This window comes from Novosphingobium huizhouense, from assembly GCF_020179475.1.
GTDB classification, from domain to species: domain Bacteria; phylum Pseudomonadota; class Alphaproteobacteria; order Sphingomonadales; family Sphingomonadaceae; genus Novosphingobium; species Novosphingobium huizhouense.
Genome location: NZ_JAILXZ010000002.1, coordinates 532,445 through 545,892 on the forward strand (window position 1 = coordinate 532,445; position 13,448 = coordinate 545,892).

The 13,448-nt window shown below is 69.0% G+C and carries 13 protein-coding genes; 9 read left to right on the forward strand and 4 right to left on the reverse strand.

Annotation, left to right across the window (positions count from 1 at the left end):
* The first annotated feature begins 11 nt into the window (after positions 1-11).
* A complete protein-coding gene (locus K3A85_RS10890; protein ID WP_225206531.1) occupies positions 12-1,601 on the forward strand; it encodes a long-chain-fatty-acid--CoA ligase in 1,590 nt (529 codons plus the stop codon).
* 24 nt (positions 1,602-1,625) lie between these two features.
* Here the strand turns inward: K3A85_RS10890 and K3A85_RS10895 are convergent, their stop codons facing one another.
* The gene (locus K3A85_RS10895) at positions 1,626-2,438 is read right to left on the reverse strand and encodes a phytanoyl-CoA dioxygenase family protein (protein WP_225206532.1); all 813 of its coding nucleotides are present in this window, start codon (positions 2,436-2,438) and stop codon (positions 1,626-1,628) included.
* Complete coding sequence (locus tag K3A85_RS10900) at positions 2,435-3,259, reverse strand: phytanoyl-CoA dioxygenase family protein (protein ID WP_225206533.1); 825 nt, start codon at positions 3,257-3,259, stop codon at positions 2,435-2,437. Before K3A85_RS10900 ends, K3A85_RS10895 begins: the two co-directional genes overlap by 4 nt.
* 143 nt (positions 3,260-3,402) lie before the next feature.
* Here K3A85_RS10900 and K3A85_RS10905 point away from each other — a divergent pair, with 143 nt between their 5' ends.
* Entirely contained in the window at positions 3,403-3,768 is a 366-nt protein-coding gene (locus tag K3A85_RS10905) for a VOC family protein (protein ID WP_225206534.1), read from the forward strand.
* Positions 3,769-3,789: 21 nt separating this feature from the next.
* Positions 3,790-4,158, forward strand: a complete 369-nt coding sequence (locus K3A85_RS10910) for a nuclear transport factor 2 family protein (RefSeq protein ID WP_225206535.1) — start codon at positions 3,790-3,792, stop codon at positions 4,156-4,158.
* Between the two features lie 537 nt (positions 4,159-4,695).
* Here K3A85_RS10910 and K3A85_RS10915 read toward each other — a convergent pair.
* Both K3A85_RS10915 and K3A85_RS10920 read right to left on the reverse strand, forming a co-directional pair.
* The gene (locus tag K3A85_RS10915) at positions 4,696-5,556 is read right to left on the reverse strand and encodes a VOC family protein (RefSeq protein ID WP_225206536.1); all 861 of its coding nucleotides are present in this window, start codon (positions 5,554-5,556) and stop codon (positions 4,696-4,698) included.
* Position 5,557: 1 nt separating this feature from the next.
* Entirely contained in the window at positions 5,558-6,349 is a 792-nt protein-coding gene (locus K3A85_RS10920; RefSeq protein WP_225206537.1) for an enoyl-CoA hydratase-related protein, read from the reverse strand.
* A gap of 128 nt (positions 6,350-6,477) precedes the next feature.
* Between K3A85_RS10920 and K3A85_RS10925 the strand changes: the two genes are divergently transcribed.
* From K3A85_RS10925 to K3A85_RS10955, 6 genes are all read left to right on the forward strand, one after another.
* Positions 6,478-7,233, forward strand: coding sequence for an SDR family NAD(P)-dependent oxidoreductase (locus K3A85_RS10925; protein ID WP_225206538.1), 756 nt, complete (start codon positions 6,478-6,480; stop codon positions 7,231-7,233).
* Positions 7,234-7,276: 43 nt separating this feature from the next.
* On the forward strand, positions 7,277-7,912 hold the full coding sequence (locus K3A85_RS10930) for a glutathione S-transferase family protein (protein ID WP_225206539.1): 636 nt from the start codon (positions 7,277-7,279) through the stop codon (positions 7,910-7,912).
* Positions 7,913-8,079: 167 nt separating this feature from the next.
* The gene (locus K3A85_RS18030) at positions 8,080-10,059 is read left to right on the forward strand and encodes a methyl-accepting chemotaxis protein (protein ID WP_263624790.1); all 1,980 of its coding nucleotides are present in this window, start codon (positions 8,080-8,082) and stop codon (positions 10,057-10,059) included.
* Positions 10,060-10,111: 52 nt separating this feature from the next.
* The gene (locus K3A85_RS10945; protein ID WP_225206540.1) at positions 10,112-11,692 is read left to right on the forward strand and encodes a chemotaxis protein CheW; all 1,581 of its coding nucleotides are present in this window, start codon (positions 10,112-10,114) and stop codon (positions 11,690-11,692) included.
* A gap of 43 nt (positions 11,693-11,735) precedes the next feature.
* Positions 11,736-12,851 (forward strand): chemotaxis-specific protein-glutamate methyltransferase CheB, encoded by a 1,116-nt coding sequence (cheB, locus tag K3A85_RS10950; protein WP_225206541.1) that lies wholly within the window; start codon positions 11,736-11,738, stop codon positions 12,849-12,851.
* Positions 12,851-13,447 carry a HEAT repeat domain-containing protein gene (locus K3A85_RS10955; RefSeq protein ID WP_225206542.1) on the forward strand — a complete coding sequence of 199 codons (597 nt, stop codon included), beginning with the start codon at positions 12,851-12,853 and terminating at the stop codon, positions 13,445-13,447. The genes cheB and K3A85_RS10955 overlap by 1 nt, the downstream gene beginning before the upstream one ends.
* Position 13,448: the final 1 nt, after the last annotated feature.

Consider the following 13,448-nt stretch of genomic DNA (forward strand, 5'->3'; position numbering starts at 1 on the left):
GGGGGATCGGGATGACACAGGGCACGCTCGCCGCGACGGCGGCGGATACCGTCGCGCGCACGGCGCACCTCTTCACTTTCGACGGCTTCATCCGTTTCTGGGCGGCGGACCGCCCGCACCGCGTCGCGCTCGACGGCCCCGATGCGACGCTGGACTTCGCCGCGCTGGAGGACGCCACCGCGCGCGTCATCGGCGCGCTCGCCGATCTCGGCATCGGCAAGGGCGACCGCATCGCCTGGGTCGGCAAGAACTGCGCGCTCTACTTCACGCTGTTCTATGCCGCCGCGCGCGCAGGGATCGTGATGGTGCCGATCGGCTGGCGGCTCGCCGAGGCCGAGGCGCGGTGGATCGCCCAGAATGCCGAGGTGCGCGCGATGTTCCTGGGCGACGGGTTCGACCATCTCGCCGAGACCTTCGCGACGCTTCCCGGACTGGAGGCCTGCCTGACCGCGGACGCGGCGCGGCGGCGGATCGCGGCGGCGCGGCCCGCCGGTTTCGCGCCCGCAGGACCGCACGATCCGGTGCTGCAGCTCTATACGTCGGGCACCACCGGCAACCCCAAGGGCGCGGTGCTGTCGAACATGAACCTGTTCGGCCTGCGCAAGCAGCACGCCGGTCAGGAACCGCACCAGGCATTCGACGACGACGAGGCGATCCTCGTGACGATGCCGTGCGCGCACATCGGCGGCACCGGGCTCGGCGTGAACGCTTTGGCTGCGGGCCTGCCGGCGGTGATCCTCGCCGAGTTCGATCCGCGCGAGGTGTTCGATGCGGTCGAGCGCAAGGGCGTGACGCGCTTCTTCATCGTGCCCGCCGCGCTGCAGATGCTGTTGCGCCACCCCGACTGCGCCAGCGTCGACTTCAGCCGCATCCGCACCATCGTCTACGGCGCGAGCCCGATCCCGCTCGAACTGCTGCGCGAATGCATCGCGATGTTCGATGCAGGCTTCGTCCAGGCCTATGGCATGACCGAGACCGCCGGCACCTTCTGCACGTTGCCGCCCGAGGACCACACGAGCGAGGGCAATGCGCGGATGCGCTCGGCCGGGCGCCCCCTCCCCGGCGTCGAGGTGCGCATCGTCGACGAGCAGGGCCAGGTGCTGCCGCCGGGAGAAGTGGGCGAGATCCAGACGCGCTCGACCAACAACATGATCTGCTACTGGAAGCTGCCCGAGGCGACGCGCGCGACGCTGACCGACGACGGCTGGCTGGCAACCGGCGATGCGGGATCGCTCGACGCCGACGGCTATGTCCACATCCAGGACCGGATCAAGGACATGATCATCTCGGGCGGCGAAAACGTCTATCCCGCGCAAGTCGAGAGCGCGATCTACGGCCACCCCGACGTCGCCGAAGTGGCGGTGATCGGCGTGCCCGACGAAAAGTGGGGCGAGGCGGTCAAGGCGATCTGCGTGCCCCGCCCCGGCCATGCGATCGATCCGGCGAGCGTGATCGCCTGGACGCGCGAGCGGCTGGCCGGGTTCAAGGTGCCCAAGAGCGTCGACGTGATCGAGGCGCTGCCGCGCAACGCCTCGGGCAAGATCCTGCGCCGCGCGCTGCGCGCGCCCTACTGGCAGGGGATGGATCGCCAGGTCCACTGACCTGGCGGGCGCGGAGTGCGCCCCTCAGGCGGGCGACTTGCCGTTGACGAGGCCGAGGCCCTCGGTGCGGAAGCCGAGCAGCGTCAGCGCCTCGTCGCTCGCAAACTGGCGCATCTCCGGCCGCAGCGACAGAGCCCAGTTTTCCTGCTGGCGGTAGATCGGCCGGGTGTACCAGGCGAACACCCCGGCGCGGGTCTGGTCGGCGGTCACGTTGTGCCCGGTCTTGTGCCAGACGCGGCTTTCGAAGATCGCGATCGAGCCGGCCGGCGCGACGATCGCCGCGGTCTCCACTTCAGCTTCCTCGGGGCGCGGCGCGCGGTTGAGCCTGTGGCTGCCGGGGACGAAACGCGTGCCGCCGTTCGCCTCGGTGAAATCGTCGAGGCACCAGGCGACGTTCATGCCCTGCGGCTCGGCAGGCCAGGGTTCGGGCACGAAGATCTGGTCGGCGTGGAGGATCATCTCGCCCCCGCCCGGCCCCGTCACGTTGGCCGAGAGGTTGCCGAGCAGCGCCGGCCAACCGAGCAGCGCCTTGACGTAGTCGAGCGCGATCGGGTGGAAGGCGAGGTCCTCGAACAAGGGATCGCGGCTGAGCACGTTCCAGACGCGCTGGTTGCTGTCGTCGTGGCCATAGTCGAGCGAGAACTTCTGCTCGCGCCCCCGCGCCCGATCCGACGCGGCGGCGCGGTAGAGCGCATCGCGCGTGGCCTTCAGCGTATCGCCGGTCAGCACGTCGGGCACGATGGTCAGGCCATGCTCGGCGATGTTCTTCAGCCCCTGTGCCAGATCGCGCGTGGGTTCGGGCAGGACGACCGGCCGTGCGGTGGTGGTCGTGTTCACAGCTTCCCCCTGACGCCTTCCTGGCGGTTGACGTGGCCATCGACGATGCCGGTGTTGGCGGTGACGCCAAGCCCCAGCCAGATCTGCATCTGCTCGCTCAGCGAGGCTTGCGTCTCGGGGCTGAGCGCTGCGTTCCAGTTGACCTGCGGGCGCAGGAACGGCTTGGTATAGTAGCCGAACAGCAGCGGGCGCTCCTCGTCCTGCGTGATGTTCGCGCCCGAGGTGTGCCACATCCGCCCGTCCATCGCGACGATCGAGCCGGCGGGCGCGACGAACGATTCGAGCAGGTCGCGGGCGTTCTCCGGAACGTCCGCGCGGGTGCGCCACTTGTGGCTGCCCTTGATGTGCAGTGTGCCGCCGTTTTCGAAGCGCACGTCGGACAGGCACCAGATGATGTTGATCGCCCACGGCTCCAGCCAGGGTTCGGGCACCACCAGCGACTGGTCCGAATGGAGGAACATCGAGCCCGAGCCCGGCCGCGCGATGTTGGCGGTGAAGTTCGAGATCAGGAACTCCTCGCCCAGCAGCGCCTGCACCAGTTCGACGCCAAGCGGATGCTGGATCAGGTCGCGGAACACGGCATCGTGTTCGAGCAGGTAGAACACCCGCACGTTGGCCGCATTGGGATCGAGGATCGGCATGTAGGTCGAAACCCCCTGCCGCTCGCTCGCCTCGGCGGCGCGGTAGAGCCGGCGGACCACCTCGGCCACCTCGTCGAGCGCGAGCACGCCGGGCACGACGCAATAGCCTTCTTCGACAAGTTGCTGTTTCTGTTCGCTTAAATCGCGCGGACGGGTCTCGCCCTCGGCCAAGGTCGCCATGTCAGGTCCACTCCGTTGGGGCGGCCTCTGCCGGGCCTGCCTCACAGGATCGAAGCGTCCTGCGGGCGAAACTTGTTGTCAACGCTGATAATGCCTTCCACCATGAAATAGTGGTCAGAATCGACCAGTTTAGGGAGAGTTGCGTGACAAGATTGTCGATGACGAAGCTGGTGGTCTCCGATCTGGAGGCTTCGGTGGCGTTCTATGCCGCGGTCTGCGGCTTCAAGGAGACCGGCCGATTCTCGCTCGGGCCGATGACCGAGGTGATCATGGCCTCGGCCGACGGCAAGGGCGCGGGGCTGGTGATCCTGACCGACGACACCTCGCCCGGCACCGGCGAATGCGTGCTGGTGTTCGACACCGACGACCTCGCCGCCTTCCAGGGCCGGGTCGAGGCGAACGGCGGCAAGACCACCACGCCGATCACCAAGCTCGACCAGCTGGGCATCAGCTTCGCCATGTTCACCGACAACGCCGGCCACATCGTCGAAGGCATCCAGCGCGGCTGAGCGCAAGCAGGGAGACATTCCATGGACATCGAGGATTTCAACCGCCGCTGGCTGGAACAGTGGACCGCCAAGTCGGTCGAGGGCGTGCTGTCGTTCTACCACGACCAGATCGAGTATTACGACGAAGGCGTGCCCGCCGGGCTGAAGGGCAAGGAGGCGCTGGGGGCCTACCTGACCGGCCTGTTCGCGGCCGTGCCCGAATGGGACTATGCGCCCGAATGGGTGCAGGCGATCGACGGCGGCTTCATCGGCCGCTGGTATATGGACTTCGGCACCGGCGCGGAAGCGATCAAGATGCGCGGCTTCGATCACTGCAAGCTGCAGGACGGGCTGATCGTGTTCAACGAAGTCTACACGCACAAGTTCACCCCGGCTGCGGCGGCGGGCTGAGCTTCCGCCGACCATCCGCCCCTTCACCCCCGGCCCCACACCGGGGGTGATGACGGGTTTCGGCGGCGAGTCACAGCTTCGGACCGGCACTGCGCGCTCCGCTCGAAAAACTCCGGAATCCGCCAGGGTTGACGGGGTTGACACTGTCCTGCGGAAAAATTGAAATCGATCAGTCTTTCGATATTGATCGCTTCGGGCAATCAATGATCGAAGCTGGCGCACCAGCAGCAATCGGGGTGAAGAAGCGATGCGCATCGCCTGCTTTTTGCCCCAGACGTCCGCTGTAGGACAGCAAAATTGCGCTGCCCGGGCTGCTGACGACTACGTCCGCTTGCGCCCAGAGGCGGCCCCTTCGGGCATCCTCCCCTGGAAGGGGAGGGGGACCGCCCGAAGGGTGGTGGAGAGGTAACGACGAGCGCGACCGTTCGCGTGTGTGGCGGCTACCCCTCCGTCGCCCCGTGCGGGGCGCCACCTCCCCTGTCAGGGGAGGATGATGCAGGGCGAGCGTACTTCCGCTTTCCACCCAAAATCCGCCGTTCAAGCCGCGCCTGCTTCCACCAGCACGATCTCCATTCCGGCCAGCCGCACCGCGCCGCTCGGGTTGAGCGCGCCGCAGCGATCGGCTGCGTCCCGCGCCCTCTCAACCGAGCGCACGCCGACGTGGAGCGCCACGAAGCCGGTGCCGTCGGCATCGACCGGGGGCACGAAGCGCAAGGTGCAGTCGGAGGTGCGGATTTCGGGGGTCTCGCCGCCCTCCACCGGCAGGGCCAGCATCCGCGACCATTGGCCGGCTGCCGCGGTGGGGTCGGCGGACTGGATGTCGACGGCGCGAAGGCCGGTGCAGAAGTCGGTCAGGCTGCCGCGCCAGTCGGCGCCGGCGGGATACCAATCGGAATGGGGTGCGCGCCAGTCGGGCACGGTGGGCGCGGAATCGATCGAGGCGAGAATGCCGGTGAAATCGCGCGGGTGGAAATGGGTCATGTGGTGGACTTGCGCGAAGGCCGAGAGCGCGGCGTCGTGCGATCCGTCGAGCGATGGTGCGGTGCGGCTGCCGTAGGCCTCGCCGCCGCAGTATTCGATGCCGTGGACGCCGAGCTGCGAGAGGCGCTTGCGGTGATCCTCGGCGCTGCTTGCCTGGAAGATCAGCATGTAGCCTGCATCGCCTCCGCGCCGTTCGAGGTAGCGGCCCGCCGAAGTGCCGTCTTGCGTGGGCGCGACCAGTTCGAGGAACTGCGCGCCGATCGGCAGGATCGCGTTCTCGAGGCCGTACTTGGCGACGCCCGGATCGCGGTGGCCGACCTTGAGGCCCAGCACGGCCTCCACTTGCGCAAGCGAGGCAGAGAGATCGCCGACGACGGCGGCGACCTGGCGCAGGCGGTATTCGGTTGCGGCGAACATCTCAGCGCCCGGTGAAAGGGGTGAAGCGCGGCTTGCGGCGCTCGACTAAGGACAGCGCGCCTTCGGCGGCGTCCGCGTGGCCGAGCGCGGCGCTGATCTGTTCGGCCGATTGCGCCCAGGCCGCGCCTTCGTCGAGCGAAAGATCGCGGTTGATCTGCGCCTTGACCACCGCGACCGCGCGCGGGGCGACGTGGGCGGCAAGATCGTCGGCATAGGCGCGCGCGGTATCGATGAGCGCATCGGGCGCGACGAGGCGGTCGGCATAGCCGATGCGGTACGCTTCCTCGGCATCCATCCTGCGGCCCGAGATCATCAGGTCGGTGGCGCGGCCAAGGCCGACGATGCGCGGCAGCAGCCAGCTCGCCTGGTGTTCGGCGACGAGGCCGCGGCGGGTGAAGCTGGTGGTGAAGCTGGCGGCGGTGCTGGCAAAGCGCAGGTCGGCCATCATCGTCAGGATGAAGCCGCCGCCTGCCGCAGGACCGTTGACCAGCGCGATGACCGGCTTGGGCACGTCGCGCAGGAAGCCGAACAGCGGCGGCGGCGGGGCGCTGCCGGGTTCGTGCAGCCGGCCTTCGTCGGCATGGGCGGCGAGCAGCGCCATGTCGAGCCCGGCGCAGAAGCCCCGCCCTTCGCCGGTGATGCCGATGGCATGGATCGCAGGATCGGCCACCGCCGCGTCACAGGCCGCGCCGATCGCGGCGAGCATGGGGTAGTCGATCGCATTGAGCACCTCGGGCCGGTTCAGCCGGATCAGCGCGAGCGCGCTGTGCGTCTCGGTAAGGACGGTGGCCATGGGCATCTTCTCCCGCCGCCTTTTCGCCTGGCGGCTTTACGCGCATCACAGCAGAGGGTAGTTGTTCAAGCAAGTAATGAAAACCGGCGACCCGCGCAGGGCGAGGCCGATGGGGGAGTATCTGAAACATGGGCGAAAATTCCCATCCCGGCCTGTTCGACCTGTCCGGGAAGGTCGCGCTGATCACCGGCGGATCGCGGGGCCTCGGGCGGCAGATGGCGCTCGCCTTCGCCGATGCCGGCGCCGACGTGATCGTCGCCAGCCGCAAGATCGCGGCGTGCGAAGAGGTCGCCGAAGACGTGCGCGCCAAGGGCCGCCGCGCCGCCGCCATCGCGGTCCACGCCGGCAAGTGGGACGAGGTCGACGCCCTGATCGAGAAGGCTTATGCAGCGTTCGGGCGGATCGACATCCTCGTCGCCAATGCCGGCATGTCGCCCGCGGTGCCGGCGCACGAGGTGACCGAAGCCTTGTTCGACAGCGTGATGAACCTCAACTTCAAGGGGCCCTTCCGGCTCTGCGCGCAAGTGGCGCACCGGATGCGCGAGGGCGATGGCGGGGTGATCATCGCGACGTCGTCGAGCGGGGCGCTGGTCCCTGCCCCCAGCACGATCCCCTATGGCGGCGCCAAGGCCGCGCTCAACGCGATGACCGTTTCGCTGGCGCATGGCTATGGCCCCAAGGTGCGCGTCAACGCGATCAGCGCGGGGCCGTTCCTGACCGACATTTCGAAGGCCTGGCCCGAGGAAATGCGCGAGACTTCGGACAATGCGCTGGGCCGGCCGGGGCGCCCGGAGGAGATCGTCGGCACCGCGCTGTGGCTGGCGAGCGAGGCCTCGAGCTTCGTCACCGGCGCCATCGTCCGCTGCGATGGCGGGATGCACTGATCACCATCAACCGGCCCGGAGCGGCCTTCAAGGAGCACGCAGAATGCTGACCGTTCATCACCTCGGCGTGAGCCAGTCCGACAAGGTCGTCTGGCTTTGCGAGGAACTGGGGCTGGACTACGAACTGAAGGTCTACGAACGCGATCCCGTGACCCGGCTCGCCCCCGCAGCCTACAAGGCGCTGCACCCTGCCGGGACCGCGCCGACCATCCAGGATGGCGAGGTGACGCTCGCCGAAAGCGCGGCGGTGTTCGAATACATTCTCGGCAAGTACGGCAACGGGCGGCTGACGGTGGCCGCGGACGCGCCGAACTACGCCGACTACCTCTACTGGTTCCACTATGCCGCGGGGACGGTGCAGCCGGCGATGCTGGTCGAGATCATCGTCGCCATGCTCGGCATCGACCGGACCCAGGTGGCGGCGCTGACCGCGCGGGGCGACAACGCCTGGACCTCGCTCGAGGCGCGGCTGGGGCAGGTGCCCTACCTTGCCGGCGATGCGTTCACGGCCGCGGACATGATGAACTTCTTCACGCTGACCACCGGGCGGCTGTTCGTGCCCAAGGACCTTGCGCCCTTCCCCAACATCCGCGCCTACATCCAGCGCGTGCTCGACACCACCAAGGCGCGCGCCGCGCTCGCCAAGGCGGACCCCGGGCTCGACATTCCCTTTGCCTGAGCGCCGGGCAGAGGGTTAGTTTCTCTTCACCGAAGCCCCCTGCGGAACCTCCTAAGGCCGCAGGGGGGCGGACGGTAAGGCGTCTGCGGCCATTTTCGTCGCGAGCCGGCCAATCGGGGCAGCCTTGTCCCCATGCGCTTCCGCCGGCTTTCCCGTGACGGAGAGTGATGGCGATGGCCCTGGTGAAGAAGGAAAATCTGAACGGCGCCGGCCCCGACCGGGGCGTACTGGCAACCCAGGCGCTGGCCGAGCGGCGCCCCGCCGCCAAGCCGCGCGCATCGAGCGGGGATGGCGCGAACAGCCGCGAAGCCGATGCGCGCAAGCGCGCGGCGCGGACCTATGCCCGCCAGCAGCAGGCGGCCGAACGCATCGCCGCCGCGAGCATCCAGCTTGCCGGCGGGGTGACCGAGGCTTCGGAAGCGCTCGACCTGCTGCAATCGGCGATGACGCAGATTTCGGCGGGCGCCGAGCAGGCTTCGAGCGCGGCGCAGCAGTCGCTCCACAACGTCGGCGCCATCGCCAGCCTGATCCGCGACTGCCGGGTCGCCGCCGACCAGTCGCTGGGCAAGACCCGCGCGCTGCAGAAGCTGCTCGACGAGAACCGCGCGCAGATCGGCGCCTCGGTGCGCGCGCTCGAGACCGCTTCGGAACGGCAGGCCGGCTCGGTCAAGGTCGTGGCCGATCTCGAGGAGCAGGCGACCAACATCGGCGACATCGTCAAGGCGGTTGCCCGCATCGCCGACCAGACCAACCTGCTCGCGCTCAACGCCGCAATCGAGGCGGCGCGCGCGGGCGAACACGGCAAGGGCTTCGCGGTGGTGGCCGACGAGGTTCGCACCCTTGCCGAAACCTCCGAGAAGTGCGCCACCGAAATCCAGTCGCTGGTCGCGCAGATCCAGGCCGAAGTGAAGGTCATCGCCGAAGGCATCCTCCATTCGGCCGAGGCTGCGCGCAGCGAGGCGCAGAAGGGCAGCGAAGTGACCGAGCGCCTCGGCGAGCTGCGCGCCGACATGGAGGCGATCCTTGCGGGCGCGAACGACATCGCCCGGCTGAACGCCGAATCCGAAACCGCGGTGACCGAGGCGCAGAAGGGGTCCGAAGCGATCTCGAGCGCGGCGGCCGAGCAGTCGGCGGCGTGCGAGGAAGTGCTGGCGACGCTCGAGCAGCAGGGCTCGGCCTTGCGCGAAAGCGACCAGACCGCGCAGAACCTGTCGGAAATCGCCGAGGACATGAAGAACTCGACCGACGTGCGCAAGAGCGCCGAGGAAGTCGCTTCGGCGGCGGAGGAGCTGTCGTCGGCGGTCGAGGAGATCAACCGCTCGGCCAGCCAGATCCTCGTGGCGATCGACCAGATCTCGAGCGGGGCGCGCACCTCTGCCGCGGCGGCGAACCAGTCGGCGGCGGCAGTCGAGCAGATCCGCAAGGGCGCCGAGCGCTCGAGCGAGGCGGCGACGGTGGGTCTCGAACGCGGCGAAGCGATCTCCACGCTGATCGCGCAGAGCCGCAGCTCGGTCGAGGAAATGATCTCCGGCGTGGCCGAATCGGTCGAGGGCAATTCGCGCCTGCGCGCGCAGGTGACCCAGCTGGGCCAGGTCTCGCGCCGGATCGACAAGATCGTCGAGGCGATCACCACCGTCGGGATCAAGACGAACATGCTGGCGGTCAACGGCTCGGTCGAAGCCGCGCGGGCGGGCGAGTTCGGCCAGGGCTTCGCCGTGGTCAGCAACGACATCCGCAACCTTGCCGAGGAATCCTCGGAAAACGCGGACCGGATCAAGGACCTGGTCAAGACGATCCAGGAGCAGATCGGCAATGTGGCGCGCGATCTCGACGAGATCAGCCGCGCCGCGCTCGACGAGGTGGAGAAGAACAAGGTGATCACCGCGGACCTCGCGCGGGTCACCGCCGACATGGACGAAGTGCTCCAGGGCAATCGCGCGATCCAGGCGAGCTCAACCGAGATGCTGCGGCAGGTCAGCGAGGTGCAGACCGGCATCAACCAGATCGCAGCCGCCGCCACCCAGGCCGACCAGGCGAGCACGCAGGCGGCCAGCGCGGCCAAGCAGCAGAGCCAGGGCGCCGAGGAACTCGCGGTCGCGATCGAGGAGATCGCCTCGATGGCGGACGAGCTGCAGACCAACGCCTGACCCGGGGCGGACGCTGTCCGCCCGATCCCGCCGAGCGCGAGGGGCCCCAGTCATGTACCAATCGAAGATAATCGCTGGCGAGGCCGTCGCCCCGATCGCGGACAGCCCGCTTGCCGCGGACACGCGGACGGCGCGGCAGTTCACCATCTTCGCCGTCGAGGGCGAGACGTTCGCGGTTTCGCTCGACGAGGTGAAGGAAATCATCCGCATGCCCGAGGTGGTGCGGGTGCCGCTCGCCCCGCCGAGCCTCGAAGGGCTGACCAACCTGCGCGGCACGGTCCTGCCGATCGTCAACACGCGCCGGCTGTTCGGCAGCGCGCCGGCGGCCGCCGACGATGCGACCCGCGTCGTCATCCTCGACCACGGGCAGCCGGTGGGGATCGTCGTCGACCGCGTGGTCAGCGTGGTCACGATCGAGACCGGCCGGATCGAGGATGCCGCCTCGGTCGAGACCAGCGTGCGCTCGGACCTTCTGCGCGGGGTGATCAAGGACGAAGGCGAGCTTGGCCTGGTGATGATCCTCGACAGTGGCCGGCTGATCGAGCAGGAGTTTGAGATGCTCGCCCTCGCCCGGGGCGAAACAGTCGAGAGGGCGCACGCCGCCGGCCCGGCCGAGACCCAGCCGCCCGCCGCCGACGCCGAGCGCGACGAGATCCAGCTGGTCAGCTTCGAAGTGGCCGACCAGGAATACGCGCTGCCGATCCACAGCGTGCGCGAGATCGTGCAGTTGCCCGAGACGGTGACGCGCGTGCCGCGCGCGGCGCCGAGCGTGATGGGGGTGATCAGCCTGCGCGACCGGCTCCTCCCGGTCGTCTGCCTGCGACGCCTGTTCGGGCTGCCGCCGGCCGAGCGCTCCGACCACAACCGCGTCGCGGTGGTCTCGGTGGGCGACGGCGGGCTTCTCGTCGGCGTGGTGCTCGACCGCGTGAACGAGGTGCTGCGCGTCCGGCGCGGCGGGATCGATGCGATGCCGCCGATGCTCGCCGACGATGCCGACTTGTCCGAATTCAGCGCGATCTGCCGGCTGGATGGCGGCAAGCGGCTGGTTTCGATCCTTTCGGCCGAGGCGATGTTCGACCGCCGCTCGATCGAGGGAGCGCTCGAGAGCGCGATGGAGGCAACCGGCGGAGAGGCGATGGTGATGACCGCAGCGAGCCATGTACGTTCGACCGGCAGCGCCGGCGACGAGGAACAGTTCGTCGTGTTCCGGCTGATGGACGAGGAATTCGGCGTGGACATCGCGGTGGTCCAGGAAATCGTGCGGGTCCCGTCGGATCTCGCCAAGGTTCCGCGGACCGAGGACTTCATCCGCGGCGTGATGAACCTGCGCGGCGCGGTGATCCCGCTGATCGACCAGCGCGCGCGGTTCAACCTGCCCCCGCTCGACGACAACGACCGCCAGCGGATCGTGGTCTTCACGATGGGCGGCGTCCAGACCGGCTTCATCGTCGATTCCGTTTCGGAGGTCATGCGCATCCGGCGCGAGCACATCAAGCCCGCGCCCGACATGTCGGACCGCCAGCGCCGGATGATCCGGCGCGTGGTCAACCTGCCCGAATCGCGACGCATGATCCTGCTGCTCGATGCAGAACAGATGCTCACCACGGCCGCGCCCGCGGCCGAAGCGGCCTGAAGGGAGCCGGACCGGGCGAAGGACCAGACGCGAGACCGAGGCGATGAAAGCACTAGTTGTTGACGATTCCGCACTGATGCGCCGCCAGATCAGCGACATTCTGACGCGCGGCGGCTTCGAGGTGACCACCGCGCGCACGGGCGCCGAAGCGCTCGACCGCGCGCGCGAGGATCGCCCCGACGTGGTGACGCTGGACATCAACATGCCGGAAATGGACGGGCTGACCTGCCTCAGCCGCCTGATGGCGGAATGTCCCGCGCCGGTCGTGATGATCTCCTCGTTGACCGAGGAAGGCGCGCTGGCGACGCTGGAGGCGATCGCGCTGGGGGCGGTCGACTTCGTCCACAAGCCCGGCGGGACCGTCTCGACCGCGTTGCGCGACCAGGAAGAGCTGATCATCGGCAAGGTCAAGGCCGCGGTCGGCGCGCGCGTGCGGCGCAGCGACGGCTTGCGCCAGCGGCTCGTCGCCAAGCGCGAGACGATCCTGCGCAACCCCACCCCGGCGCGCGGGCGGAACATCGGCACCTATGGCCCGGGCAACGAGGCGCTGACCCTGATCGGCGCATCGACCGGCGGGCCCGCGGTGCTCGAGGACGTGCTGGGCGCGTTGAGCGCCGACTACCCGATGCCGGTGCTGGTGTGCCAGCACATGCCGGGCACGGTGACGCGGCATTTCGCCGACCGGCTCAACAGCTGCTGCGCCTTGCGGGTGGAGGAGTTGCGCCGCCAGACCGAGCTCGAAGCGGGCACGATCTATGTCGCGCGCGGCGATGCCGACATGCTCGTGGTCGAACGCGGCGGGCGGCTGATGGCGACGACCACGCCGCCTTCGCGCGATTTCACCTGGCACCCCAGCGTGAGCCGCATGGTCGCGAGCGCGCTGCGGACGCTGACGCCGGATTCGCTGATCGGCGTGCTGCTGACCGGGATGGGCGACGACGGCGCGGCGGAACTCGCCGAACTGCGCCGTCTGGGCGGCCATACGATCGCCGAGAGCGAGGACAGCTGCGTCGTCTACGGCATGCCGCGCGCGCTGGTCGAGCGCGGCGGGGCGAGCGAGGTGCTGCACGGCTCGCAGATCGCCGCGCGGCTGGAACGCGTGGCCTTTGCCCGGATGCGACAGATGCGCTCCAACACGGGGAAGATGACATGGGCCTAATGAAAGCACGGTCGGGCTCGGCCCTGCCGGCCGATCATTCCGCCAGCGAGGCGCCGCGGCTCGATCACCCCCAACCGATGCAGCGGCGGCGGGCGGTGCAGGCGCTGACGGGCGATCCCGACAGCGTGGCGCCGCTGGTCGAGCTGCTGCGCAGCGAGGGCGACAACCTGGTGCGCCAGGCCGCGTTCATCGCGCTCGCCTCGCTCAATTCCGAGCGCGCCGCGCGGGGCGTCTCGGTGCTGCTGTCGGACGCCGACGCCGCGCTGCGCAACGGCGCGCTGGAAACGCTGTCGGCGATGCCGGCGCATGCCGGAGCGCTGCTCGAGCCGCTCGGTCGGGACGAGGACCCCGACGTGCGCATCTTCGCGGTGCTGCTGGCGAGCGAGTTGCAGGACGATGCGGCGAGCACCTGGCTGCTCCGGCTCGCCGAACACGAGCAGGACGCCAACGTCTGCTCCAACCTTGCCGAGGCCCTGGGCGGGACTGACCGGCCCGAAGCCGTTCCGGCGCTCGAGGCCATCGGCCGGCGCTTCCCCGACGAGCCGTTCCTTGCCTTCGCCGTCGAAACGGCGGTGCAGCGGCTGCGCGAGGCCTGAT